We start from the raw sequence: 24241 nt of genomic DNA on the forward strand, positions 1-24241 counted from the left end.
GGTCGCTACAGTAGAAACCGCCCACGGGTGGGGAATTTCAGTGAGCACACCTGGGGAACTTTCTTGAGCCTCGTCACAGTTTCGGGCGGGACCCGCTACACGCTTCGAATCTACGGCGATCCCCCGTTCGGCGGTGCCCTCGGACGCCTCGCCGACGCATTGAACTCGGCCCTGTTTCAGTGGCTGCTGAACCGCAACTTTGCCAAACTACCGTCGTGTGTCGACGCCTGGGCTGCGGACCACAGCTGACGAGACTCCAACCGTCGGCGTTACTCACGCGTAGAGCCGTACGGAACCGCGGCAAGAGGCACACTCCGTCACGCTACCGAGAGCCGTCACACGTTAAACCGGAACTCCACGACATCCCCGTCGTGCATGACATAGTCCTTGCCCTCCATACGCACCTTGCCAGCGGCCTTGGCGGCCTGCATCGAGCCGGCGGCGTCGAGGTCGTCGAACGAGACGATCTCGGCCTTGATGAAGCCCTTTTCGAAGTCCGTGTGGATGACGCCTGCAGCCTTGGGTGCGGTGTCGCCCTGGTGAATTGTCCACGCGCGCGACTCTTTTGGCCCCGCGGTCAGATAGGTCTGCAGGCCGAGCGTGTGGAATCCGGCCCGCGCGAGGGAGCGCAGGCCCGGCTCGTCCTGCCCGATAGAGTCGAGCAGTTCCTGGGCGTCGGCCTCGTCGAGTTCGAGTAGCTCGCTCTCGACCTTGGCGTCGAGGAACACCGCGTCGGCAGGTGCGACGGCGGCCTTGAGTTCGGCCTTGCGGGCGTCGTCGGTGAGGATCGACTCGTCGGCGTTGAACACATAGAGGAACGGCTTGGCAGTCATCAGGTGCAGTTCACGCACCGACGACAGATCAAACGAATCCTGCTGCGAGAACAGGGTTTTGCCGGAGTCGAGGATCTCCTGGGCCTTCTTCGCGGCGTCGAGCACCTCGGCCTGGTCCTTGTTCTTACGCGCTTCCTTCTCGAGCCGCGGAACGGCCTTTTCGAGTGTCTGCATGTCGGCGAGGATCAGCTCGGTCTCGATGACCTCGATGTCGGCGAAGGGATCGACGCGGCCGTCGACGTGCACGACGTCGTCGTCGGCGAAGACGCGGACGACCTGACAGATGGCGTCCGCCTCGCGGATGTTGGCCAGGAACTGGTTGCCCATGCCCTCGCCCTCGGAGGCGCCCTTGACGATGCCCGCGATGTCGACGAACGACACTGTTGCGGGCAGGATGCGTTCGCTGCCGAAGATCTCGGCGAGGCGGTCGAGTCGCTTGTCGGGCAACTCCACCACGCCGACGTTGGGCTCGATGGTGGCGAACGGATAGTTCGCCGCGAGGACGTCGTTACGGGTCAGCGCATTGAAAAGGGTGGACTTGCCGACGTTGGGAAGTCCGACGATGCCGAGGGTGAGACTCACGGGTGTCCAGTCTACGGTGACGCGTCGGCGTCGTTTGCGTCGCCACCACCGGCGTCGGGTGGCTCCTTGTCGTCGGGCACTCCGACGTTCTCGGTCACCGGGGCGCCCTGCGGCGGCAGCGTCTCCCCCGCTCGCTCGGCTATTCGTTCGTTGAGGTAGCGCAGGACGACGGTGAATGTGGCAGCGGCAGGCACCGCGAGGAACGCTCCGGTGATGCCGAAGATCGAACCGCCGAGGGTAACCGCGAGCAGCACGATGACCGCGTGCAGGTTCATCGACTTGGCCTGCAACCACGGCTGCAGCACGTTCCCCTCGAGTTGCTGCACGGCGATGATGATCGCGAGAACGATGAGTGCAGTGGTCAGACCGTTCGACACGAGTGCGATCAACACGGCGAGCGCGCCCGCCACGAACGCACCGACGATGGGGATGAAGCCACCCATGAACGTGATCACCACAAGCACTCCGGCAAGCGGCACTTTCAGTATGAACAGACCGATGCCGATGAATGTCGCATCCACCAGGCTCACGATGGCCTGCGTGCGGATGAAGCCGCCGAGGGTGCCCCACATGCGACGCAGCACCTCACTGATGTGCGTTGCCGACGGGTGCCCGATTGTGCGGTCGATCCACGGGGTGAACTTGGGTCCGTCTTTCAAGAAGAAGAAGACCAGGACGATCATGGTGAACAGAGTGACGAGCACCGAGGTGGCCGTCCCGACCCCACTGAACACACCCGACGCGATGGTGGCCGAACTCGATTGGAGCTTGCTGACGATCGCGTGGACGGCGTTGTCGATCTGCTCGTCCCGAACGTTGAGCGGCGGGCCCTGCACCCACCGCTGCAGTCGCTGCACACCGTCGGTGGCGCGGTTGGCCAACTCGGGCGCCTGCGCGACCACCGACGGGACGATCAGAGCGATCACCGCAGCGACGACGCCGATCGCGACCAGCATCATCACCAAAGCCGCGGCGGCAGGCGGAACACCTTTTCGGCGCATCAATGCGACGGGTGGCCAGAGCACTGTGCAGATGATGATCGCGAGCAGCACCGGCAGGAGGACGACCCACAACTTGCCGACGACCCACAGCAATACCCAGACCGCAGCCACGACGAGCACAGCCTGCAGCGCGACGATCGCAGACTCGCGGAGGCCTTCCCGGATCACCGACATCCGGGTCGGGTGTTTCTTGTCGGCAGCCACTGCGGAGTCGGTGGCGGAAGTGGCGGGTGCGGTCTCGGCGGGTTCAGAGTCGGACGTGGCAGGGACGTTCTCGGACGAAGCGGTCACGCGATGATCCTCACATGAGCAACCGGGTCATGCGAAAAGCGATCGCTCGCATGACTCGGATCGTCGCTTCAGTGGCGCGCGAAAGTTCGCTTGAGCCAGCGCAGCATCGCGTTGATCGCCTCGATCTCGGCAAGCATGGGGGTCAAGATCTCCGGGGGGATCGGCGCGTCGTCGTCCGCGGCGCTACGTTGCGGAGTTGCCTTCACCGAAGCATCACCGGCAGGCTCGACGCGGCCGTCCGGTCCCACCCCGCGTGTCGACGACGTGTTGTCGAGGTGAGCGAGGTCGTCGACGCCTGCACTCGGTCCGGATAGCTGCTGCTCGGCGAGAATGCTGTCGACGGTCTCGGATCCGTACAGTCCGCGCAGAATGTCCAGACCCCACTCGGGATACTCCACGAGCGGGAGTTCACGGTTGCGACCTCGATGTCGAAAACCGCCAAAGTGTGTACTCATGCGTAACATGGTGCCACCCAGATGTAATCTACGTCACGTTTTTCCGGTTTCCCTCACGGCCTCAGCGATGGCCGATTTCCGCCAGAACAGTCCTGCGCGCCGTGTCAGAGTTGAATTATGACCACCCCGCCGATGGCCCCTGGCCTCGACTTCGATGCCTGCTACCGGGCGTTGTCGGCTCGAGATCGACGATTCGACGGCCAGTTCTTTGTCACCGTGCACACGACCGGCATCTACTGCCGCCCGTCGTGTCCCGCCCGGACACCACTACCCGCCAACATCTCGTTCGTCCCGACCGCCGCCGCAGCCCAGACGCGTGGATTCCGCGCGTGCCGACGCTGCGCACCCGACGCCGTGCCGGGCTCACCGAGGTGGAATGCCAACGCCGACCTCGGTGCGCGAGCGATGCGGCTCATCTCCGACGGCGTGGTGGAACGCAACGGCGTCGACGGACTCGCCGCGGCACTCGGCTACTCTCCTCGCCATCTCACTCGAGTGCTGACCGACGAACTCGGCGCAGGCCCCCTCGCGTTGGCCCGCGCACGGCGTGCGACCAGTGCACGCATACTCATCCAGCGCACGACGATGCCCATGTCCGACGTCGCATTCGCCGCGGGATTCTCCAGTGTGCGGCAATTCAACGACACGATCCGCGAGATCTTCGGCCTGACGCCGACGCGGCTGCGCGCGCTCCGCACTAACAGCGCGGATGCGGGAACTCACGCCGAGGACGGTGCGATCTCACTGCGCCTCCCCTACCGCGAACCCTTCGACGCCTCCTGGCCCGCGACGCTCTTGGGTGCACACGCCGTCGACTCGATGGAAGAGTTCATCGGCGATCCCGCGGGCGACTGGACGTTCTCGCGCGTCCTCACGCTCCCGCACGGACATGCCCTTGCCCGGATCTCGCTGGGATCGGGGCGTGACCGGCGCGGTGGCTACCTGCGAGTCGACCTCTCGCACGTCGACACCCGAGACCTCGGCACGGCAGTGTCGCGTGTACGCCGCCTCCTCGACCTTGACGCCGACGCCGCTGCCGCAGAAGACGTCCTGCGGCGCGATCCACGCCTTGCACCCCTGATCGACGCAGGCCCCGGCATTCGGTTACCCGGATCGCCGGACCCGACGGAGGCTCTGATCCGCACGATGATGGGCCAGCAGATCAGCGTCCGCGCGGCACGCCATCACGTCGGGGCATTGGTCTCGGCTCTCGGGACGGACACCGGGTGGAGCGGCGGTCCCGCACGGGCGTTCCCCACCGCGACGGCGATCGCCGACAACGGTGGGTCGGTGCTGCGGGGTCCGCGTACACGCGTCGACGCCATCGTCGCCGCGGCGTCGGCGATCGCCGAAAACTCGATGGAACTTCACCAGGGGGTCGCTGCGTCTGAGTTGCGTGCTCGTCTTCTGACTCTGCGCGGGGTCGGGGCCTGGACCGCCGACTACGTGACGATGGTCGTCACCGGCGACCCCGACACCCTGCTCCACCACGACCTCGTGGTGCGGCATGCCGCGAACGATCTCGGCGTCGACCTCACCGCCACTCAGGGATGGGCACCGTGGCGCTCCTACGCATCGATGCATCTGTGGCGCCATCGGCTCGGGCCGCAGCTCGGCACGGTCGCCTGACCGCCGAACCGGCGTGTCCGCGCACCGGACCGCACCGACACGCGCCAGGAGGCAACCATGACACCACTCGACGCCGTCCCCACCGAACCCACCGAGCCATCGACCGACCCCGATACCACCAACGCAGAGCCGTCAGCGGTTGAGTCCGAGGCGGTTGAGTCCGACGCGGTTGAGTCCGACGCGGTTGAATCGTCAGCGGCCCACGCGACCGTCGCGACGCCGACGGGCCCCTTCACCTTTGTTGTCGACGACGCAGGCGCGGTGCTGGCCTCGGGCTGGACCGACGACGCCGCGTCGCTCTTGCCGTCGATCCACCGGGCACTCCGACCGGCGTCGTCTCGGTGGTCTGAGGAACTCACCGACGTGCGCGACGCGGTCGACGCCTACTACGCCGGCCAACTCGACGCGATCGACGCGGTGGCGGTCCGGCAACGTTCGGGGCCCTATGTGGAGAAGGTCTGGGGGTCGCTGCGCGCCGTCGCGCCGGGCAGTCCCACGACGTTCGTCCAGCTGGCCGAGGCGACCGGACACCCGACGGCGATTCGGGCGACCGCCACGGCCTGCGCGAGAAACGCGGCCACGCTGTTCGTTCCGTGCCACCGCGTGCTCCGCCAGGACGGCACGGTCGCGGGATTTCGCTACGGCAAGCCGCTCAAGCAGTGGCTGCTCACCTACGAGGACGGCGGTACCCCGACGTTCTGACCTCAATGGCCCCCTGAACTGCGCTGACGGAAAATTGTCGGTACCGGACGGCACGATCACTGTCATGTTGTCCGTCGCTATCGCTCTCTTCGTGGGTCTGTTGCTCGGTGCCGTGCTGGGTTGGCTGGCCAACGCATCACGCTCTGCCGCGGCGGTGTCGGCCGCACGTACGGAGGCCGACGCGCTGCGCAGCTCCCAGGAGCTCGCAGCGCGATCACTGACGGCGGCAAGCGAAGACGCCGCACGCAGACAGTCGACTGCCATCGGCAGCCAGGTCAACCACATCGTCGAGCCACTGCGCGGGGTGCTGGGTCAGTTGTCGGAAGAACTGCGCAGGGTCGAGCACAACCGGATCAGCGCGTATTCGGGGCTCGCCGAGCAGGTACGCGGTATGCACACCGCCTCTCAGCAGCTGTCGAACGAGACCCGCGCGCTGGCCAACGCGCTGCACACACCGCATATCAGGGGCCGCTGGGGCGAGCTGCAGCTCGAACGGGTCGTAGAGCTGGCAGGCATGAGCGAGCATTGCGACTTCAGCACGCAGGTGTCGGCCGAGTCCGACATCGCCGGGCAGGTTCGACCGGACATGGTGATCCACCTGGCGGGCAACCGCGACATCGTCGTCGACGCGAAGGTTCCGCTGCACGCGTACCTCTCCGCCGCGGACTGCACCGATCCGGACAAGCGGGCAGCGCTCCTGGCCGACCACGCGCGCGCGGTCAGGGCACACGTGACGCAGTTGGCGGCGAAGTCGTACTGGACCGCGTTCGCCAACACTCCGGAGATGGTCGTGTTGTTCGTACCCGGAGACACCATCCTCGACGCCGCGGTGCGCGTTGATCCCGGACTCATCGAATACGGGTTCGGGCGGAACGTCGTGGTGACGACCCCGACCAGCCTCGTCGCATTACTGCGCACAGTCGCTCTCGGGTGGCGCCACGACGCCCTCGCCGCCGACGCCGCGACGATCCGAGAGCTCGGCGTCGAGCTCCACCACCGCCTCGGATCGGTCCTGAATCACCTCGACAAAACGGGCGCTTCACTACGTCGGGCGGTCGAATCGTTCAACTCGACGCTCGGCGCCGTCGACAGCCGCGTCGGAGTCACAGCTCGCAAACTCGCGTCGCTCGAATCGCTCGGAATCTCCTCCGAACCGGATCGACCCAGCCCCGTCGATGTCGGTGTGCGCCCCACTCCCGGAATGTCCGTATCAGAGTCCGACAACCCGAACCGAATACCCGACGAACCAGACGCGCGCGCAACATCGAGCACTGGTTAAGGGAAATCCGGGGATCACCCGGTACCGTCTAGGAGTGCCTTTCCCGCAGCGAAGCCGCTCCGCGGTGCCCGTCGACCAACAGTCGGTACTGCCCAACGTCAGGGGTATCCCCTGGTGGGGCGCCGTTCTGGTGGCCGCGGCCTTCACCGCTGTTGGTGCGATCATCGACGCCAATCAGAGCGAGGCGCTGGGGTCGGTCTTCAACTTCTTCTACCTCGTCGGCTGCGTCGTCGCTGTTCTCGCTGTCCGCAGGCGGGCATTGTTCACCGCCGTCGCACAGCCGCCGCTGATCGCGTTTGGTGTGGGTGTCATCACCCTGTACGGCCTCAACGCCGACGAAGCGTCGGGCCTCAAGAGCCTGATTTTCAAGGTGCTGCTTCCGATCGCCAACGACTTCCCGTGGATCCTGTTCACCTTCCTCGTGACGCTGGCACTCGGTGTCGGACGCTGGTACATCACGCGCGGCCAAACACTTACCGATTCACCCGCACCGAAACGTCGATCACGCGGCGCGGGTACCGAGCACACGTTCAAGAATCCGACCCCAAAGAATCCGACCCCAAAGGATTCCACCCCAAAGGATTCGACGTCGCGCACGTCTGAGGCTGCACGCGCGCGAGCCGGGGACTCGAAGACCAAGCGTTCGCCGCAAAGTGGCGCAGCGAAGTCGGACCAAGGACAACAACCGGGTACCGCTCGGCGTCGGGCGAAGGCTGCTCGACCGGAGTCCGATGCGACGCCACGCACGCGCAAGGCGCCCCCACAGGCAACGTCGACCGATGACCCCCGTCCTCGACGCCGCACCTCCGGCGAGCCGGGCGAGCGAAACCAAGGCAGCCGAAGCCAGGGCGAGCGGAGTGCGGGGCGTGAACGCCCGGCGCGCGACGATCACCGCGAACGCCCCGCCCGCGAACGTCCAGTGACCGACGACGGCGCGCGCCCCCGCCCACCCCGGCCCGCACAACAGGATCCTCGTCCGCGTGCGACGGCTGGGCAGGTGCAGCGCACTGCTGCCGGCGAGCAACTCGACGGCCAGGCCGTCCGCGCCACTGCGGCCGCCGATCTCGATCGGTATGAGCCGGCAACACGCGCGGCGGGTTCCGCTGTCTACCAGACCACTCGCGCACGCAATCAGCGCTGAGCGTCAAAGAGTTCCGTCTGCAAGCCAATCACCGAGTAGCCGGGCCGCGCCGTCGACCAACGACGGCCAGTCCATCGCCTGCTCGTCGGCACCGTCGCTGACCACTTTGACCAATTGGCACCGCACGTCGAACGCGGCCGCGACGTATGTGACGGCACAGCCCTCCATGTCCACCAGATCTGCGTGTAGTGCCAGACTCGCGCGACGTACCGGATCGGCGACGAAGGTGTCGCCCGAGGCGAGCACCGAGCCGTCGCCGTCGGGAACCTCCCACCGATCGACGATCGGGTAACCCATGGCACGCAGTTCGGTCGCGCTGATGTCGTGCTCGACGACCACCGACGGCAAGAACAACCCAGCGTGATGATCGTGCAGCGCTCCCGCGGTGCCGATGTTGACGACGAGCCTCGTCGACGGTGCCGAGGGGTCGGCCAAGGCGCGGGTCAAGGCGGCCGTCGCGCGCATCTTGCCGATTCCCGTGACGAGCAGTCGCGCACCGGACGGCACGTACTTCGCCTCGGCGCGGGTGGCCGAGACGATGAGGATCGAGGGATCGAAGTCGTGGTCAGGCGGCGTCGAATTCATCGGTGGCCTTCCGCGAGCGCCAACGTCGCGCGGGCCGCATCGCCAAGCGCCACACCGTATCCGGGTCCGTGTCGCACCGAATGCACCGCGAGCGGATGCATCTGGTGAAGCAGAATTCGTTGCCGCCATCCGTCGGTGAGCGGATGCGTGTACTGATAAGAATCGACGACGTTGTCGAGATGCGGGCAGCCGAACAGCGCGAGCATCGCGAGGTCGGTCTCGCGGTGTCCGCCATGCGCAGCGGGATCAATGAGGACCGCGCCATCTGGCGTCCACACCACGTTTCCGCCCCATAGGTCACCGTGCAGGCGCGCAGGCGGAGCACCGTCGTCGAAGGTTCCCGCGGCGATGAGATCGCAGGCTTGTCGGGTCGACTCCGCGTCACGCTGCGTGACGTTGCCCGCGGCGATTCCCGCTTCGAGGAACGGCAGCACGCGCGCCGAGGCGTAGAACTCACCCCAGTGGTCGAGCTCGACGGTGGGCAGGGGCAGCTTGCCGATGAATTGCCTGCCGTCGTAACCATCTGGTGGAGAACCGAATTGGGCCGCGCCCGCGCTGTGCGTGCGGGCAAGCATACGGCCGAGATCCTCGGCTGCGGCGACGGTCGGGCGTGTGGTGGTCAGTCGTTCGAGTTCGATGTTGTTCGCGGACACCGAGATCACGCCGACAACCCGCGCTCCCCCTGCCGCCAGCCACCGCAACGACGCCGCTTCGGCCGCGAAGAAGTCTGGATCATCGCCCGCCGCAGCGGTTTTGACGAAGGAGTTACTCACCCGTGGTCCGCTGTCGTCCCCGACTGCGTCTCTTGCGCCGACCGCGTCTCGAGGGTCGTGCCTGCAACGCGCGCAAGGTGATCGAACCGGTTGTTGGCGATGCGCATGACGATCTCGTACGGCAGCGCGAACTTGCGCGCCCACCAGTAGCCGAAACGGGTATCGAAGGACGTGTAGACCATGAACTTGTTCTTCCGCACACCTGCGAGAATCTTGGCCGCAGCGGATTCCGGACTGACCGAGATGCGGTGAAAGTGACTGATGGCCTTGGCAACTCGCGGATCGTCGCGGTCGACCCCGACGATGCTCACCGTGTTGACGAGCGGCGTGGCGACGGCACCCGGACACACCAGCGAGACACCGATGCCGTGTCGGCGAAGGTCGAACCTCAACACCTCGGAGACACCGCGGATACCGAACTTGCTCGCGCTGTAGGCGGCGTGCCACGGCAGCGCGAGTAGCCCCGCCGCCGACGAGACGTTCACCAGGTGACCACCCTCACCGCGTCGAACCATCTGTGGCACAAAGGATTCGATGATGTGAATCGGACCCATGAGATTGACGTCGACCATCGACCGCCAGTGCTTGTGCTGCAGATTCTCAACCGTGCCCCACACGGAGATGCCCGCGATGTTCATCACCACGTCCATCACGCCGACCTCGGCGTCGACCTGGCGCGCGAACGCCGACACCCAGTCGTAGTCGGAAACGTCGCCCGCGAGGTGGAAGAGCACGACGCCACCGGAAGCGATTATCTCGGCGACCACCTCGTCGAGTGTCTCGGCGTGCAGATCGGTCAACACCAGCTCGGCGCCCTGCGCCGCCGCCGCCTCTGCCGTCGCCCGGCCGATTCCGCTCGCCGCGCCGGTGATCAGCACCTTGCGACCGCGCAACGACGGCACCGGCGTCTTCATGACGAGATCATGGATACCCATGGTTTCCAACAGTAGCGGCAGGTTCACCGGACGCGAATGCGGACCGGCCGATCAGTGAACGCCCGTACCCACACTCACCCGATGGGCAGTTTGCCGTCGAACAACCCGTAGATCACGTCGAGCATCGCGTTGAGTACCTGCGCCGACACGTCAGGCCCCTCGGACAGCAACAGCTGGGTGATCTCTTTCGGGTCACCGGACTTCAGCAACTGCTGAACGAACGGAATCACCAGCGACAGACCGCCATCGGAACTCGGAGTGCTCGACTGCGGGGTCGCCGGCGGCTTGTTGAGAGTGTCAACCGAAGGCGACGCAGCGCCCGGGTGCGCATAGTTGAGGATTCCGTTGGTGATCGCCATCGCGTACTTCAATTGTCCGTCGTGACCCGCAAGTGCTGCCGCTTCGGTGGGATTCGACAAGTTGCCCATCTCGATGAACACAGCCGGCACCGTCGTGAGATTCACCGCGGCGATATCGGACCTGGTCTGGATGCCATTGTTGACGCCCGCGTAGTTCGCAGGCGGGAAGCCCGCCTTCACGAACGCGTCGCGCATGATGTCCGACGCCTTACGCCCCTGCCCACCCTGCACCGCGTTCGCCTTGGCGTCGGGAAGCGGAAGCGCGGGAACGATCATGTGAAAGCCCTTTTTCGCAGCGTCGGCGCCCGCAGTCGTCGAATCGGCGTGCAGGCTGACAGCGACCGCCGCACCCGACCGGCTCGCGGCGGCCGCGCGTTCGTCGACGCATCCGCCCCACCCGGTGTCGTCGGGCCTGCTCAGCACCACTCGCGCACCCTGGCTTTCCAGACCGGCTTTCACCAGTTGCGAGATCTGCCAGTTCACGGTGTGCTCGGCGGCCCCGTTGACCCCGGTGGCGCCGGTGGTCTGGCAGTCCTTCTTGCCGCCGCGGCCATCGGGCACCTGCGCCGACAGACTGTGGCCGGCAGAGCCGCCCTGATGTCCTGGATCGAGAAACACCGTCTTGCCTGCAAGGGAGTTGCCGGTCGCCGACGGTGCGGCGGGCGCGGTGGGCGCAGCCATCGCGGTACCCGCCCCCGTCGTGACGGTGACGGTTGCGGTGGCCGCAAACGCGAGCGCGGCGGCAGCAGCAGACACACGGGTCCGCAGGTGTCGTTTCTGGGTCATCACGGTTTCGGGCACGCTCGGCTTCTGCCGGGCGAACCTCACTCCTTCCAAGACGCAACACTGGTCACAACAGTCACAGCTTTAACAGCTAAGCAGCAGAGTGCGCAATGTGGAAATCGGTGACCTGGGACGATGAAATTCGTTAGGCAGCTGTGACGTCCCTGCAATCGGTGGGACGCGCTCGTCGATCAGTGCGTGTCCGGCAGGTGACGAGTGATGTGCAGGATGCCGTACTCGTCGTCGACCGTTTCTGCTGTCGCCAGGACGCCTTCGAGAGCCTCCCGCGCGGCACCACGATCCATTCCTGATCCGATCGCGACGATCCTGGTGCGGGGCTCCTCCCCCGACCAGCCATCGCGCGTGATGCGAACAAAACCGCCGACACCGTGGACGATGTAGCGCTCGGGATACCCCGGTAGATCGAACCTGACCACGCCCTTGAGGCGATAGCACCCGGTTGGCGGCTCGCGCAGCAACTCTGCGAGTCGTCGCGGATCGACGGCGTCGGCGGTGTCGAGCTCGACGGACTGGTAGACGTCGTGCAGGTGCGTGTGCGCCTCGTGATGAGAATGTGGAGCTTCTGCGTGCACGGGGTGCTCGACGTCGGCCTGTTGACGTTCGGGGTCTGGAATCAGCAATTCGTCGAGTGTGAGCTGACGTGGCTTCGTGACGTCTTCGACGGCGCGCGTCAGCCGATCGAACAGCAACGCCGGATCGACCCGCCCTTCTGCCACAGCGACGACGGGCGCGGACGGATTCAATTCACGGACAGCTGCGACCAGCTCCGAGAGCGTCTGCGCGTCGACGAGGTCACGTTTGTTGACGACGACGAGGTCGGCGATCGCGATGTGCGAGTCGACGTCCGGGTGCCGCACGCGCAGGTCGGCAAAGCCGGCGGCGTCGACCACGTACACGAGCCCGCCGTAGCGCATCGTCGGGTCGTCGAGTCCTGCGACGAGCCGGACGAGCGTCTTCGGTTCCGCGATGCCACTCGCTTCGATCACGATCGCGTCGAGGCCGGCCTCCGGTCGAGCCAGTGCCACCAGCGCAGCGTCGAGTCCCTCGCGGTCGACCGAGCAGCACATGCAGCCGTTGGACAGCGTGACCGCTCCGTCGGCCTGACCGGCCACCAGCAGCGCGTCGATGTTGATGGCGCCGAAGTCGTTGACGAGGACGCCGAGCCGCGCCCTGTCCGCTGCTCGCCCATCCGCGGTCTTCCCTGCTCCGCCAGCGCGCAGCAGGTGATTGAGCACGGTCGTCTTGCCCGCACCGAGAAAGCCCGCGAGAACGACGACGGGCACCGGCTCCGCGGTCATGCGGGCGAGTCGGCGAGACCGTCGAAGCAGTCGGTGCAGATCACCGCCAGCTCGCGTCCCAGCCGATCCGGATAGTTGTCGACGTTGCTCGTCGGTCGGCCGCACTCGCTGCATCTGCCGACCACGGCGGCGTCGTCGGAGAAGTCGACGGTCATCCGCTTGTCGAAGACGTACAGCGAGCCCTCCCAGAGGCCGCGGTCGCCGTATTGCTCGCCGTAGCGGACGATGCCGCCGTCGAGTTGATAGACCTCGGAGAAGCCGCGCTTACGCATGAGCATCGACAGCACTTCACAGCGCACACCGCCCGTGCAGTAGGTGACGACGGGACGGTCCTTGAGGTGGTCGAATGCGCCGCTGTCGAGGAGCGGTACGAAGTCACGCGTGGTCTCGACATCGGGGACGACCGCGCCGGCGAAGCGTCCGATCTGCGCCTCGATCTGATTGCGTCCGTCGAAGAAGACGACGTCGTCGCCCCGTTCGGCAACGAGGCGGTGGATGCCATCCGGGTCGAGTCGTTCGCCACCTCCGACGACGCCATTCGCGTCGACATCGAGTTCATCGGGAGCACCGAATGTGACGATTTCCGGTCGGACCCGAACGACCAACTTCGGAAAGTCGTCGCCGACGCCTTCGGACCATTTGATGTCGACATCTCGGAATGCAGGGTATTCACGCAGTCTTCTGACGTAGCGTTTGACGCTGGCCAGTTCGCCGCCGACGGTGGCATTGATACCGTGCGGGGACACAATGATCCTTCCGCGAAGATTGAGCGATTCGCACACGGCTACTTGCCACAGGCGTATCGCTTCAGGATCCGGAAGCGGCGTGAAGACATAGAACAACACGATCTTGGGGGTCGACACAGTGCAAGGGTACGGTCGGCGCCGCACGCGTTTTCTGGCGGTTCCCGCAATCGCCGCAGCTGCGATGCTCGGTGTTGCGATCACCTCGTGCGGGTTGAACACCAGCACCACTCCCTCGTCGATCGTGTTACCGCCTAAGGACAACTTGTCGACCGAATCGGATTATCCGAGTTCATCGACGACGATCGCCACGCAAAGTCGTACCGCGACGTTTCTGCCGAGCGGGACAATCGGCCGCGCGATAGCGACCGCGCCACGCGCCGACAATTCGCGATATCACCAGGGTTCGACGACCCCGCGCGGCCCTGTCATCGAGACGTCCGGATTTCACTTCACCACCCCGGACAGAGCTGTCAGCTGCTCCACAGAGATCAACGTCGACGCTTCCCGTCGCGCTCTCACGTGCCGAGCGAATGACGGCCAGTCGTCTGCGCCACGCCCGGCACGCACGCCGCGTTCCTGTGCATGGGCTGAGGATTTGGTTGTCCTGACGGCCGAACGTGCGCAACAAGGCGGTTGCGAGAATGAGCATCCGGTTTTGTATCGCAGCGCAATCGTCGACTACGGAACAACCATTTCAGTCGGCAGATTCTCGTGCTTGATCGACACCCCTGGAATCTTCTGCCTGCAATCTGACTCGCAATCCGGATTCTCGCTCAGCACAAAGGGTTTCGCCCCGCTCAATGCTGCCGACAAGGCTCCTGGGTCTCTTTCGAACCCGACTGCAATGGATTCCGATACAGCCACGACAACCGGACCCGACCAGCCTCGCGACGACACACCTACATCTCCGACGAATTGAAGCAGGCATTGCTTGATCAGCAATGCTCAGTAGTGACGCGAACCGCATTTCAACGCTTAAACCTCCCCGACCACTCATGCGCACGCCGTCGCCACGATTACAGATTCCGAATATTCGAAGAAACGGTGTATAAAGAATGTATATACAGTCCAAGTTCGATGAGTGTCGAAGCAGGCGTCGACGAGGGTAGGCCCTGACCGCACTCACAAGAACAGCAGTACATCGCAGCGACAAGCTCTCCGCTGCGTCCACAAGTCCACAGCACAACCCGGAGGGGAAAATGGCAAAGAAGGAAATCGTCCAGGTCATCGACGACGTCGACGGGAGAGTGCTCGACGAGTACGAGACCGTCCGCTGGAGCCTCGACGGCAAGAGCTATGAGTTCGACACTTCGTCGAAGCACGCCCAGCAGTTCCGCGACGGACTCGCGAAATACATTTCGGTTTCTCGCGCGAGCGGTTCACGCAGCCCCAAGCGTGTAGCACACAACGCAGGTGGCGCCCGAAGCAAAGAGCAGACGCAGGCAATCCGCGCATGGGCAACCAAGAACGGCTTTGAGGTCAGCGACCGCGGTCGAATCCCGTTGAATGTGCTCGAGGCATTCGAAGCAGCACACTGACGTCGCGCGGCGCGTCGCATCAACTGTCGCGCCGCATTGATGGACACATACAAGTTGGGCGTCTACACAGCCGATGGCTGCGTAGACGCCCTACTTGTCGGGCCGGGTACACCGATCACCAATTTCGCAGTCTCAGCGGCGACGCTCGCAGCGTCGTCGAATACGACTCTCGGAAGCCTTCGGGCGTGAGTCCGATTCCCGGGATCGAATCGACGTATTTCGACGCATATGCGGCCCACTCGGCGTCGGTCGGTCCAGTGTCGTCGGTGCGCGCCTCGCTCACGAATACGACGACGTCGCCACCCGACGGACTCGAGTTCAGATGCAACGACACATTCGGACTCACAGCGATGTTGCGCAGCTTGGCTTGACCGGGCTTGCTGAAGATCAGGAACGCGTCGTCGTGCCACAGAAACCACACTGGCGTGGCGATCGGCGTGCGTTTCGAGTCGACGGTGGTGAGCCAGATGACCTGCTCGTCGGACAGACGCTGCGCGACGTGGTCGGGGATGTTCGGGAGAGTCATGACCTCACGCTACGCACACCGATCCAACGGGGACGACCGAATTTGGTTCCGACTACGCCCATGGTGTAGTTTCGCCTTTGCGCTTGGGACCGATTTCACCGGGCGCGCATTCATGAATACGGGGCTATGGCGCAGCTGGTAGCGCACCACACTGGCAGTGTGGGGGTCAGGGGTTCGAGTCCCCTTAGCTCCACAACACAAAGGGCAGGTCAGGAACTATTCCTGGCGTGCCCCTCGTTGTGTCGAATCCCCACAGCGTGGCGCTGAATGTGCCATCGCTCGGCTGACGGGCCACCTCCCTCGTCGACGCGGTGTCGTCGTGGCAATCGTCTTGGTCGAGTAGCGGGGGTCGGGCACGCCACGATCAGCGAATCCTGCACCGGCCACTGGAAGTAGCTCGCCGTCGGAGCGGTGAGAACGGTCGAAAATCGGTGGCGGAACTGCAGGATGACGCGCCAGCATAGATGCCTGAGCTATCAGGAGATCGGATGCGTGCCACGATGGCGTTTGCTGGCCTATACCAGCTGACACACGAAATGATCAAGCAAATTGTGCTCGACAAAGTGCGTGGATACTTCTGCGTAGGGGTTATCGAGCTTGGTGATGTCATGTCAATGCAGGAGCGGGAGCCATATGAGCGTGAGGTCCTACTGCTGGCGCCGCAGAGCGCGTTCCGTGCGTCGCTGCTGTGGCTGATTCAGATGGACGCGATCACCGTTGAGCAGGCCGACAAGCTCAATGATGTGTACGCCCACCGCCACGACCTGACGCACGAGTTGGCGAAGTACGTCGTCGATCCTGACCACGAACCGCACGTTGAACTGCTTGTCGACGCCATCACGATTCTGCGAGACCTCGACCGCTTCTGGGCTCAGGTCGAACTTGGAATCGGCAGTTTCGATCATGTGGAGGGCATCGAGGATGTCGATCCTGACGAGATCGTCCCATTGTCGATGTTGGTTTTGCAGATGTGTATCGATGCCTACGTCGCCATGCCTGACGATGTGCATATGCATGAACAGCCTGGCCCGAGAGGCTAAATGTTGTTGTACCGCAAATTGTTTGAACTCAGTCGAAGCCTGGCGCATCCATGGCCTGTGTGGGCATCACGGCTAGCCTCGTGGTGGCGGCTGCCAATGGTGAAAGTCGAGGTTACCGAATTTGCAGTGACTCGCTGAGTTGTTCACCGCGCGGCCACGGAGTTCCATCGTCGTCCTGAGCGGTCCTGATTCTGAGAAAGGGTCGAAAACGGTCGCTGACACGAGGCCGAGGTACGCGCTCTTCGCTGCGAGAACACCGAATTCGAGCCTGGCGGGCGTCCCCAACCTGCCGAGTAACGACTCAATCGAGCGCGCATCGGCGTCACCGAGGAGCGGCGGAGGAGTGCAGCTTGCTCGATGGTCGTGTTGAGTTGCAATGGAGTCCGAGGTGGCCAGGGGAATCTCGTCTAATATGGGCAGGCAGGACGCTTCGTGGTGCGAAGGAGGAGATGACATATGGCACGCAGGTCCCGACGGGTGTCGCCGACGTCGACCTCCCGCACCGCTCGGATCGCCGGTCAGCCCGTGGGTAAGGGCATTCGACACGAGCGCAGCGCTGTCACCGGAAAGTTCAGAGCCGCGACATCGGCAGCTGGCAGTGCGGAGTATTCGGAGGCTGCGCGGGTCGGCAGCGTGGACCCGGAGGCCAACGACGCTCCAGATATCGAATCAATGACACCTGAAGTGCGGGCGGCGTACATCGAGCTCGTCGCCACGCAGGTGGCTGATTGGTCTGCTGAACTCAATCGCCGCTTGGCGTGACCGCGTACCTCACCGGGTCGGAGATTTTGGCGGCAGGTTCTCGCGCCTGCAAGTTCCTGGTTGTCGTCGGCGACAATGCTCAGTTCGCAGCAAACGTCCTTCGGCCGGCCTCGACGGCGTTTGGGACCGACGCCTTCCCGACGCTTTGGGACAAGGCTGCCGCGATTTTGCATTCATTTGCAACGACCCAGGCCCTGCTGGATGGAAACAAGCGAACAGCGTGGGCTGCTGCCTGGATGTTTCTGATTGTGAATGGTGCTGCGCCACTGTGGATTACGACAGTCCTGGATGCCGAAGAGGCGGAGTCGCTCGTGACGGCGGTTGCTGGTGGCGAACTCGATGTTCCTGAGACTGCGATCCGACTTCGCGAACTGGTTCCTGCGTAAGTATGAGGTTCTATCGTCGTCCCCTCAGGCCCACAGACAAGAAACCCGCTCCGACCTACGTCGGAGCGGGTTTCGTAAGTCGTGCGCGACACTCAACAGCTCACCTACTCGCCGTCAATCGAGTTCACGACGGCGGCGAACTTCGGCAGTATCGTCCGGTCCCATGATCGCTCGATCCCGTTGCGCGCGAATCGCTGAGAGCGATCCTCGACGTCGAAGCCGCTCATCTGCCAGAACAACCGGCTACCCCTGCCGTGGGACGTCAGGCGATAGTCGATCATCCATCGAACAGGTGGATCTCCGCGGAGGTCGGTCCAGCTGTATGCGAGGTGCTCAGGAGCGTCGGCGGCCGCGACCTGGCACGCCATCTCGGCAGCGGAATGATCGGGGACGGCAACTTCGACGATGAAGGTGGTCCCCACCTTTGCGACGAAGCCGACAGTGCACGAAAGCCATCGCGCCATCAGGTCCGGCTCAGTCAACGCTCGCCATGCGACTTCCGGCGGTCGCGCCACGTAGATTGCGAGTTCGATCAGGGGCGGCGTCGAGTCCTGACGTTCAGACACGTCCCTACCGTAGACATTGTCAGTGACACAGGTGGGGTTCACCAACCTGACCCGCCGACAACGACGGACCCCGCCGAGCAATTCGGTGGGCCTTCGTCATCGTTCAGAGTTGGCGGGCTGCCGTTAACGTCTCGATGTGCCGCCGGTCTGCCGGGTCGTGCCCGTCAGCCTCGTAAATTCGGATCGTCAGCGGCCACTGGACCTGATCCGGCTCAACTTTCCACCACAGCTGTGTCATAGAGAATTTTGCATCGGCCGAATTGCTGCCGCCGATCCATACAGTTTCGCCTGCGAGTTCAGTCACCGCCGACACGTGATAGCGAACGCCGCGAACGTCCGTTTTCGCGTAGACGCTGAAGCCCAACCCGAGGGGAGTGATGGTGATAGGCGACACCCACGCACTGACCCCTGGAAGCTCGCTGGCAATTTCGACTGCCTCGACACCGCTCAATGTTGAATCACCCACGGCTCATGACACTAGCCGCCGCCGTCTTCTGCAGTGGGTCCGTGCGTAGGACAGCTGTTCGTGTGCCCCAACTCTGTCGTACGACGGAAGCAACCCGGTGCGAGACGGTAGACAAACCAGACACGAAGCGCCGAGGTCAGAGGCGCCGCCGACGACGCGGACTTTCGGTGTCCCAGCGACGATCCGCACGCTCAGGCGCAACAGCTTCGGCCGCGTGTCGGCGTATGCCTTCAAGTGCGCAATCGCAGTGACTACGCGGCGCTACATTGTCAGCGCTGTCCGGACAAGGTGGGCAACGGCCAGGGATCGGCCGCGTTCCGGCCAGGCGATGACAGTCGTGACGTTAGGGGCATCGACAACCGGGACGGCCACCAGGTCCTCGGGCAACTGGGATCTGCATGAGTCCGGCGCGACCATCAGCGTCCGCCCGAGTGAAATCAACTGAAGCAGTTGCGCATGGCTATGAATCTCGGGTCCCGGGCCAGCAGCGTAGGTGCCGTCGGACCTCGGCCACCGCGGCGGCGGAAACTCCGCCAGGTCCACATCCTCCAGAAGCAGGGTCTCTCGGAGCGTCAGGGGGTGCCCAGCCGGCAGGACTGCAACCTGCCCCTCGGTAACGAGTTCTTCGGTGTCGAAGGCCGTGGCGTCGTCGTAGGGAAGGTGGAGGATTGCGACGTCTGCGCGCCCGGTGCGCAGGAGATACGCCTGCTCGCCTGGTCTGCAGAGTGTGACGTCGACACGACTGGCCCCCGGCTCGGCCGAGTATGCGTGCAAGAGCTTCGCCAACAACTCGTTGGAGGCACCCGCTTTGGTGGCAAGGACGATCCCGGGCTGAGCGGTGGTCTCGGCGGCGGCACGTCGAGTGCGTTGTTCTGCGGCGTCGACGGCGTCGAGCGCAATGCGTCCTTCCTCGAGTAGAACGCCACCGGCAGGGGTCAGGCGCACGGACCGACTGTCACGTTGCAACAACTGAATACCAAGCCGACGTTCGAGTTGACTGATCGCTCGCGACAACGGGGACTGGGCAATGCCCAATCGTCTTGCCGCTCGGCCGAAATGCAATTCGTCGGCGACGGCGATGAAGTAACGCAACTCTCGGGTTTCCATGCCACCTCCCATTCGTTCGACGGCACCAGGTGACGGCTAGTCGACAGCACCGCGAATCGTCAACATGTCCAGCAGCGTCGGGTCGTTGAACCGACAGTCCGGCGACGCGAGCCTCACCACCACAGGACCTGTCGCGATTGCCTATCCACCGTCGAAGACATTTCTCAACGCGGTGATGCTGCAGTACGTACATGCCCTCGCAGACACCAACATCCTGATCAACGCCGCGTAACCCGGCTTCGTCGCCACCGACCTGAACGGCTTCAGCGGAGTGCGGACGCCCGAGCAGGGCGCGGCGATCGCCATCAGGTTGGCAACTCTTCCCGACGACGGTCCGACCGGCGGTCTTTTCGAGGACGCCGGCGTGGTCCCGTGGTGAATGTCCAGGCGTATCGCACGATGAGGGCCAGCAGGATCAATTCCAAGACGACGCCCAGACCGTAGAAGTACAGCCACGAGCCGCCTGCCACGTTGAACGCTGTGATGGGGACATACAGCGCGGCCACTGCGAGGTTGGTGATGCGGTTCACGCGGGCCGGAAGCGTCGTCGACAGCACCACCATGAAGATCGGGATGGCCACGAGGGTCAGCGCCGTGACCGAAAAGGTCTGGGAGAGATCGAACTCGTACACCCGACCGTCGAGGATGTCCTTCACTATGCCGGGCGTGAAGAAGCCGAGAATGTCGACGTATGCGTACAGAAACATGAAGCTCGTCCACGCTGCGGCGAGCTTGGCCTGTACCGGAACCTGCTGGTCTTCCAGTGTCTGATCATTTCTTGTCGCAGTGGCGGATTGGCGTGTACTCATCGTGAACTCCGTGGCTGTCGTGCGGATCGGTGAGTCCACGATCACTCAAAGCCGGCGGCGCAGACATCGTGCCGGAGGTCGTAATTCACCGGCCGATGGTGGGGTCGTTGTCTCGTACTTTCGGCGGTTACGCGTGGGGTCACCGATCCCTAGGCTGGAGAAGTGGTCACTGTCTGGCGCGCCCTCTGGCACGAGCCGCGTCCCGCCGACGCGCCCCCCATCGGGCGGCTCGACTGGACGCTCGTGGTCGTGTTTGCCGCTGCCGTCGTGGTCGAGGGCATCGCTCGGCCGGATGTGTCCTGGCGGCCGCTGATCACCGTTCTCGCGTTGGTGCTCATTCCCCCGCTCGTCTGGCGGCGGAAACGACCGTTGACAGCCGCACTGATCGGATGGGGCGTCGCCGGACTGCTGTCGGTGTGTCAACTCGTCACGCACACCACCGACGTCGGCCTCTATTCCGTGCTGGCGGTTCTGATTCTGCTCTACTCCGTGGTGCGATGGGGTTCGGGCCGCGACGCTGTCCTGGGCGCAGCGTTCGTGGCGGCCGTTGCCGCACTTGGAATGTGGGCTTCCTCCGCACGTTGGGCAGATGTATTCGGCGGCAGCGTTCTGCTGCTGTTGTGCGTAGCACTCGCGGCGGTGTTCCGTTATCGCGCCGACCTCGAGCAGCGGCGACAGCGTGACGTACGCAATCAGGAGCGGGTGGCGCTGGCGCGCGAGTTGCACGACACCGTCGCCCACCATGTCTCTGCGATCGCGGTGCAGGCGCAAGCCGGTGGCGTAATCGCGGGTAGCCACCCTGAGAAGGCGGCCGCGGTCTTTGCTGCGATCGAGTCAGAAGCGAGTCGAACCCTTGGGGAGATGCGGTCGATGGTTCGGCTGCTACGCGACGCGGAGCCCACCTCTTACTCGCCGCAGTTGGGCGTCGCGGATCTACCTGCTTTGGCGCGGACCGATGCCACGCCCACCGTGGCGGTCGTGCTGGACGGTTCGCTGACCGGACTGACGCGACCTGTGGACTCCGCGATCTACCGCATCGCACAGGAATCGCTGACCAACGCGGTACGGCACGCGCCGGGTGCGGCCCGCGTCGAGATCGAGGTGCGCCGTGAGGGCGACGCCGTCAGGCTGCGCGTCAGTGACGACGGACAGACCGAACCGGGGTCTGTCCCAGAGCATGGGTTCGGCCTGCTGGGAATGACCGAGCGCGTCGAAATTCTCGGCGGATCGTTGCGCGCCGGGCCGCGCCCCGAGGGCGGCTGGATGGTCGAGTCCGTGTTGCCGATGCAGCAGGGGCCGGCATGAGCATTCGCGTTGTCGTCGCCGACGACCAGGACCTCGTTCTGGCGGGTCTGGTGATGATCTTGGACGCCCAACCCGACATCGCTGTTGTGGGGAAGGCAGGAGACGGTTTGACCGCGCTCGAGTTGGCGACCAGCTTGCGTCCCGACGTCCTCCTTGTCGACATCCGGATGCCTGGGCTCGACGGCGTCGAGGTGACGCGGCGCATGGCCGGGCCAGAAGTGACCGATCCGCTGGCGGTCGTCGTGATCACCACCTTCGACCTCGACGAGTACGTTCTCGGCGCGCTGCGCGCCGGCGCTCGCGGTTTCCTCCTCAAGGATGCCGGGCCCGACCTCCTCGTCCAGGCCATTCATGCCGCAGCTCGCGGCGACGCGTTGATCGCCCCCAACATCACCCGTCGACTACTGGCGACTTTCGCCGATCAGGCGCCGGCCGTTCCGGTCCAACCCGTGGACCCACTCACCCAGCGCGAAGAAGAGGTGCTCACGCTCGTGGCTCGGGGACGGACCAACGCCGAGATCGCCACAGAACTCTTCGTCGGCATGAGCACCGTCAAAACCCACGTTGCCTCGTTGATGGCGAAACTCGGCGCGCGCAACCGCGTCGAGATCGCCATGTGGGCGTACGACACCAGGCGCATGAACTCCGACTACTGCTGAGATCGGCCATCAACGCCCCACCCGAATCGTTACGACGCTGGTGCCATTGCAGATTCCGCGCCAGATGGCCGGACTCAGCCCTGGCGCCCCTTGTACCGAGGGTCCTTCTTGTTGATGACAAAGAGGCGCCCCCGACGGCGGACCACCTGGGCTCCTGGCTTGTTCTTCAGCGAGCGAAGCGAATTACGTACTTTCATCCCACTATTGTAAACGATAGTCATTTTCATTACCGAGGCCCCGCGCACCACGCGTGACCATACTCGGGTCTATCTCATTATATGAGACTCCAATATCATTTAATGGGATTCCCCACTACGCTGTCGGCAGGCGATCCAACCTCGCGCGCCTTCACGGTGACCATCCGCATCACCTCCACGTTCCGTCCCCCGAGAGCAGGAGTGGTGCCGCATGCCGCATTCCACGACAATCCCAGCAGTCCCGAACGAATCAGCAGCGCTCCGAGCCGTGCGAGGATCGGCGATTCGCAATCTCCTCGCCGTCACCGAGCAACCCGAGATGCTGAGCCTGGCGGGCGGCCTTCCCGCGACCGACCTCATTCCTACCGACCGCATCGCCGACGCCGCGGCACGGGTCATGGGCCGCCCCGGCGCCCTGCAGTACACGACGAGCCGCGGAGCGTCGCACTGTCGCGACGCGGTGGCGATGGTCGAAGGCGTCGACCCCTCACGAATCCTGCTGACCCACGGTTCTCAGCAAGCGTTGTCGTTGCTCGCCCAGGCGATCATCGATCCCGATGACGTCGTCGTCGTCGACGACCCCGTGTACGTCGGTGCGCTGCAGGCATTTCAGTGTGCGCGCGCCGCAATCGTCGCCCTGCCGATCACGAATGAGGGGACGAACGTAGCAGCGCTGGTCGAGCTTCTCGAGGGCGGAACCCGCCCTCGACTCGTGCACACGGTCAACAATTTCCATAATCCATCAGGGATCACCGCGAGCACGTCCACCCGCGAGCAGCTGGCGGACCTTGCCGAACGGTACGGGTTCTGGATCGTCGAGGACGATCCCTACGGCCGCCTCGGATTCCGCAGCGCGCCACCCGCCCCCATTCCTGGCGGACGGACGATCCGACTCGGCTCGGCGTCGAAGACACTTGCTCCGGCACTACGTGTCGGATGGTTGAATGCAGACCCGGGAGTCGTGGCCCTCATCGAGCGACTCAAGCAGTGTGCCGACCTGTGCGGCTCCACACTCAACCAACTGATGGTGGCTGATCTGCTCGCGGACACGGCGTGGTTCGACGCCCACGTCCGCGCAATGACGTCCGAATATTCTTCTCGCGCGCAGTCTTTGGCGTCTGCACTCGACGACGAGTTCGGCGACTCCGTCGAGTACGCGCCACCCTCGGGCGGCATGTTCTGTTGGGTGCGGTTGCCTGACGTCGATACCGACAAGCTACTGAACGTCGCTGTGTCGCGCGGCGTCGCGTTCGTGCCGGGCTCGGCGTTCGCCGTGAATGCCAACCTCACAGACTGCGCACGCCTCAGTTTTGCGACTCTGCAGCCCGACGGACTACGTGAGGCGGTCCGGCGGTTGGGCACGGCTGTCAACGACAACTGAGGGCCGCACCAGAACGCACGTACGCCCATCCCCGAAAATCGTTGCCTTTCAGCATGATTGCGATGTCCCCTGGGACACGGGCCGAC

Annotated in this window: 27 protein-coding genes, 1 tRNA gene and 1 pseudogene; 14 read left to right on the forward strand and 15 right to left on the reverse strand. The window is 64.4% G+C overall.

Translation table 11 applies throughout. From position 1 onward, the window contains the following. Positions 1-249, forward strand: a pseudogene (locus tag A5785_RS08345) (hypothetical protein); the annotation flags it as partial. Positions 250-335: 86 nt separating this feature from the next. Here A5785_RS08345 and ychF read toward each other — a convergent pair. The 3 genes from ychF to A5785_RS08360 all read right to left on the reverse strand — a co-directional run bounded on the left by ychF (position 336) and on the right by A5785_RS08360 (position 3162). Beyond that, a complete protein-coding gene (gene ychF, locus A5785_RS08350) occupies positions 336-1415 on the reverse strand; it encodes a redox-regulated ATPase YchF (protein ID WP_005207710.1) in 1080 nt (359 codons plus the stop codon). An 11-nt stretch (positions 1416-1426) separates the two neighbouring features. Further along, the gene (locus A5785_RS08355; protein ID WP_064865830.1) at positions 1427-2707 is read right to left on the reverse strand and encodes an AI-2E family transporter; all 1281 of its coding nucleotides are present in this window, start codon (positions 2705-2707) and stop codon (positions 1427-1429) included. 68 nt (positions 2708-2775) lie between these two features. Next, positions 2776-3162: a hypothetical protein gene (locus tag A5785_RS08360; protein ID WP_231894603.1), complete on the reverse strand. Its 387-nt coding sequence runs from the start codon at positions 3160-3162 to the stop codon at positions 2776-2778. A 117-nt stretch (positions 3163-3279) separates the two neighbouring features. On the opposite strand from A5785_RS08360, the gene A5785_RS08365 reads away from it, so the two are divergent. The 4 genes from A5785_RS08365 to A5785_RS08380 all read left to right on the forward strand — a co-directional run bounded on the left by A5785_RS08365 (position 3280) and on the right by A5785_RS08380 (position 7913). Further along, positions 3280-4791: an Ada metal-binding domain-containing protein gene (locus A5785_RS08365; protein ID WP_064865832.1), complete on the forward strand. Its 1512-nt coding sequence runs from the start codon at positions 3280-3282 to the stop codon at positions 4789-4791. 57 nt (positions 4792-4848) lie between these two features. Beyond that, the gene (locus A5785_RS08370) at positions 4849-5493 is read left to right on the forward strand and encodes a methylated-DNA--[protein]-cysteine S-methyltransferase (protein ID WP_064865835.1); all 645 of its coding nucleotides are present in this window, start codon (positions 4849-4851) and stop codon (positions 5491-5493) included. Between the two features lie 64 nt (positions 5494-5557). Beyond that, positions 5558-6772, forward strand: coding sequence for a DNA recombination protein RmuC (locus tag A5785_RS08375; RefSeq protein ID WP_039856483.1), 1215 nt, complete (start codon positions 5558-5560; stop codon positions 6770-6772). 34 nt (positions 6773-6806) lie between these two features. After that, positions 6807-7913, forward strand: a complete 1107-nt coding sequence (locus A5785_RS08380) for a DUF6542 domain-containing protein (RefSeq protein ID WP_231895451.1) — start codon at positions 6807-6809, stop codon at positions 7911-7913. Between the two features lie 3 nt (positions 7914-7916). Here the strand turns inward: A5785_RS08380 and A5785_RS08385 are convergent, their stop codons facing one another. The 6 genes from A5785_RS08385 to trhO form a co-directional block, all read right to left on the reverse strand. After that, complete coding sequence (locus tag A5785_RS08385) at positions 7917-8498, reverse strand: nucleosidase (protein WP_005207703.1); 582 nt, start codon at positions 8496-8498, stop codon at positions 7917-7919. Next, a complete protein-coding gene (locus A5785_RS08390) occupies positions 8495-9271 on the reverse strand; it encodes a fructosamine kinase family protein (RefSeq protein WP_064865837.1) in 777 nt (258 codons plus the stop codon). The genes A5785_RS08385 and A5785_RS08390 overlap by 4 nt, the downstream gene beginning before the upstream one ends. Then, entirely contained in the window at positions 9268-10206 is a 939-nt protein-coding gene (locus tag A5785_RS08395; RefSeq protein WP_039856506.1) for an SDR family oxidoreductase, read from the reverse strand. The genes A5785_RS08390 and A5785_RS08395 overlap by 4 nt, the downstream gene beginning before the upstream one ends. Before the next feature lie 74 nt (positions 10207-10280). Further along, positions 10281-11351 carry an N-acetylmuramoyl-L-alanine amidase gene (locus A5785_RS08400; RefSeq protein WP_039856481.1) on the reverse strand — a complete coding sequence of 357 codons (1071 nt, stop codon included), beginning with the start codon at positions 11349-11351 and terminating at the stop codon, positions 10281-10283. A 188-nt stretch (positions 11352-11539) separates the two neighbouring features. Continuing rightward, complete coding sequence (locus A5785_RS08405) at positions 11540-12667, reverse strand: CobW family GTP-binding protein (protein ID WP_005207699.1); 1128 nt, start codon at positions 12665-12667, stop codon at positions 11540-11542. Further along, positions 12664-13530: an oxygen-dependent tRNA uridine(34) hydroxylase TrhO gene (gene trhO, locus A5785_RS08410; protein ID WP_039856480.1), complete on the reverse strand. Its 867-nt coding sequence runs from the start codon at positions 13528-13530 to the stop codon at positions 12664-12666. The genes A5785_RS08405 and trhO overlap by 4 nt, the downstream gene beginning before the upstream one ends. A gap of 1082 nt (positions 13531-14612) precedes the next feature. Here trhO and A5785_RS08420 point away from each other — a divergent pair. Further along, positions 14613-14951: a histone-like nucleoid-structuring protein Lsr2 gene (locus tag A5785_RS08420; protein WP_005207697.1), complete on the forward strand. Its 339-nt coding sequence runs from the start codon at positions 14613-14615 to the stop codon at positions 14949-14951. A gap of 115 nt (positions 14952-15066) precedes the next feature. Here A5785_RS08420 and A5785_RS08425 read toward each other — a convergent pair whose 3' ends face one another. Next, positions 15067-15477: a TIGR03667 family PPOX class F420-dependent oxidoreductase gene (locus A5785_RS08425; RefSeq protein ID WP_064865839.1), complete on the reverse strand. Its 411-nt coding sequence runs from the start codon at positions 15475-15477 to the stop codon at positions 15067-15069. A gap of 120 nt (positions 15478-15597) precedes the next feature. Here A5785_RS08425 and A5785_RS08430 point away from each other — a divergent pair. The 4 genes from A5785_RS08430 to A5785_RS08445 all read left to right on the forward strand — a co-directional run bounded on the left by A5785_RS08430 (position 15598) and on the right by A5785_RS08445 (position 17665). Further along, positions 15598-15670: transfer RNA gene (locus tag A5785_RS08430), tRNA-Ala, on the forward strand. 295 nt (positions 15671-15965) lie between these two features. Continuing rightward, positions 15966-16517, forward strand: a complete 552-nt coding sequence (locus A5785_RS08435; protein WP_064865841.1) for a hypothetical protein — start codon at positions 15966-15968, stop codon at positions 16515-16517. Positions 16518-16973: 456 nt separating this feature from the next. Next, the gene (locus A5785_RS08440) at positions 16974-17279 is read left to right on the forward strand and encodes a hypothetical protein (protein ID WP_156528020.1); all 306 of its coding nucleotides are present in this window, start codon (positions 16974-16976) and stop codon (positions 17277-17279) included. After that, positions 17276-17665: a type II toxin-antitoxin system death-on-curing family toxin gene (locus A5785_RS08445; protein WP_064865846.1), complete on the forward strand. Its 390-nt coding sequence runs from the start codon at positions 17276-17278 to the stop codon at positions 17663-17665. Before A5785_RS08440 ends, A5785_RS08445 begins: the two co-directional genes overlap by 4 nt. Positions 17666-17769: 104 nt before the next feature. Here the strand turns inward: A5785_RS08445 and A5785_RS08450 are convergent, their stop codons facing one another. The 3 genes from A5785_RS08450 to A5785_RS08460 all read right to left on the reverse strand — a co-directional run bounded on the left by A5785_RS08450 (position 17770) and on the right by A5785_RS08460 (position 19804). Next, on the reverse strand, positions 17770-18231 hold the full coding sequence (locus A5785_RS08450; RefSeq protein WP_064865848.1) for an SRPBCC family protein: 462 nt from the start codon (positions 18229-18231) through the stop codon (positions 17770-17772). 103 nt (positions 18232-18334) lie between these two features. Continuing rightward, positions 18335-18697: a hypothetical protein gene (locus tag A5785_RS08455; protein WP_156528022.1), complete on the reverse strand. Its 363-nt coding sequence runs from the start codon at positions 18695-18697 to the stop codon at positions 18335-18337. Positions 18698-18958: 261 nt separating this feature from the next. After that, positions 18959-19804, reverse strand: a complete 846-nt coding sequence (locus tag A5785_RS08460; RefSeq protein ID WP_064865852.1) for a LysR family transcriptional regulator — start codon at positions 19802-19804, stop codon at positions 18959-18961. Positions 19805-19868: 64 nt separating this feature from the next. Here A5785_RS08460 and A5785_RS23475 point away from each other — a divergent pair, with 64 nt between their 5' ends. Beyond that, complete coding sequence (locus A5785_RS23475; protein WP_197500812.1) at positions 19869-20036, forward strand: hypothetical protein; 168 nt, start codon at positions 19869-19871, stop codon at positions 20034-20036. Between the two features lie 73 nt (positions 20037-20109). On the opposite strand, the gene A5785_RS08470 is transcribed toward A5785_RS23475, so the two are convergent. Next, positions 20110-20613, reverse strand: coding sequence for a DUF6326 family protein (locus A5785_RS08470; protein WP_064866176.1), 504 nt, complete (start codon positions 20611-20613; stop codon positions 20110-20112). 162 nt (positions 20614-20775) lie between these two features. Between A5785_RS08470 and A5785_RS08475 the strand changes: the two genes are divergently transcribed. Next, the gene (locus A5785_RS08475) at positions 20776-21918 is read left to right on the forward strand and encodes a sensor histidine kinase (RefSeq protein ID WP_064865854.1); all 1143 of its coding nucleotides are present in this window, start codon (positions 20776-20778) and stop codon (positions 21916-21918) included. Continuing rightward, complete coding sequence (locus A5785_RS08480; protein ID WP_064865856.1) at positions 21915-22577, forward strand: response regulator; 663 nt, start codon at positions 21915-21917, stop codon at positions 22575-22577. Before A5785_RS08475 ends, A5785_RS08480 begins: the two co-directional genes overlap by 4 nt. A 74-nt stretch (positions 22578-22651) precedes the next feature. Here the strand turns inward: A5785_RS08480 and ykgO are convergent, their stop codons facing one another. Next, positions 22652-22774 (reverse strand): type B 50S ribosomal protein L36, encoded by a 123-nt coding sequence (ykgO, locus tag A5785_RS22865; protein WP_082946557.1) that lies wholly within the window; start codon positions 22772-22774, stop codon positions 22652-22654. Positions 22775-22985: 211 nt separating this feature from the next. Between ykgO and A5785_RS08485 the strand changes: the two genes are divergently transcribed. Continuing rightward, positions 22986-24155 (forward strand): aminotransferase-like domain-containing protein, encoded by a 1170-nt coding sequence (locus A5785_RS08485; protein WP_064865858.1) that lies wholly within the window; start codon positions 22986-22988, stop codon positions 24153-24155. Positions 24156-24241: the final 86 nt, after the last annotated feature.

Source organism: Gordonia sp. 852002-50395_SCH5434458, assembly GCF_001665905.1.
Classification (GTDB): domain Bacteria; phylum Actinomycetota; class Actinomycetes; order Mycobacteriales; family Mycobacteriaceae; genus Gordonia; species Gordonia jacobaea.

Coding starts and splice junctions, on each gene's coding strand:
- A5785_RS08360 (WP_231894603.1), bottom strand. CDS start 3,162: ATGAGTACACACTTTGGCGGTTTTCGACATCGAGGTCGCAACCGTGAA.
- A5785_RS08365 (WP_064865832.1), top strand. CDS start 3,280: ATGACCACCCCGCCGATGGCCCCTGGCCTCGACTTCGATGCCTGCTAC.
- A5785_RS08370 (WP_064865835.1), top strand. CDS start 4,849: ATGACACCACTCGACGCCGTCCCCACCGAACCCACCGAGCCATCGACC.
- A5785_RS08375 (WP_039856483.1), top strand. CDS start 5,558: ATGTTGTCCGTCGCTATCGCTCTCTTCGTGGGTCTGTTGCTCGGTGCC.
- A5785_RS08385 (WP_005207703.1), bottom strand. CDS start 8,498: ATGAATTCGACGCCGCCTGACCACGACTTCGATCCCTCGATCCTCATC.
- A5785_RS08395 (WP_039856506.1), bottom strand. CDS start 10,206: ATGGGTATCCATGATCTCGTCATGAAGACGCCGGTGCCGTCGTTGCGC.
- A5785_RS08400 (WP_039856481.1), bottom strand. CDS start 11,351: ATGACCCAGAAACGACACCTGCGGACCCGTGTGTCTGCTGCTGCCGCC.
- A5785_RS08405 (WP_005207699.1), bottom strand. CDS start 12,667: ATGACCGCGGAGCCGGTGCCCGTCGTCGTTCTCGCGGGCTTTCTCGGT.
- A5785_RS08420 (WP_005207697.1), top strand. CDS start 14,613: ATGGCAAAGAAGGAAATCGTCCAGGTCATCGACGACGTCGACGGGAGA.
- A5785_RS08425 (WP_064865839.1), bottom strand. CDS start 15,477: ATGACTCTCCCGAACATCCCCGACCACGTCGCGCAGCGTCTGTCCGAC.
- A5785_RS08435 (WP_064865841.1), top strand. CDS start 15,966: ATGCGTGCCACGATGGCGTTTGCTGGCCTATACCAGCTGACACACGAA.
- A5785_RS08440 (WP_156528020.1), top strand. CDS start 16,974: ATGGCACGCAGGTCCCGACGGGTGTCGCCGACGTCGACCTCCCGCACC.
- A5785_RS08460 (WP_064865852.1), bottom strand. CDS start 19,804: ATGGAAACCCGAGAGTTGCGTTACTTCATCGCCGTCGCCGACGAATTG.
- A5785_RS23475 (WP_197500812.1), top strand. CDS start 19,869: ATGTCCAGCAGCGTCGGGTCGTTGAACCGACAGTCCGGCGACGCGAGC.
- A5785_RS08470 (WP_064866176.1), bottom strand. CDS start 20,613: ATGAGTACACGCCAATCCGCCACTGCGACAAGAAATGATCAGACACTG.
- A5785_RS08480 (WP_064865856.1), top strand. CDS start 21,915: ATGAGCATTCGCGTTGTCGTCGCCGACGACCAGGACCTCGTTCTGGCG.
- ykgO (WP_082946557.1), bottom strand. CDS start 22,774: ATGAAAGTACGTAATTCGCTTCGCTCGCTGAAGAACAAGCCAGGAGCC.
- A5785_RS08485 (WP_064865858.1), top strand. CDS start 22,986: ATGCCGCATTCCACGACAATCCCAGCAGTCCCGAACGAATCAGCAGCG.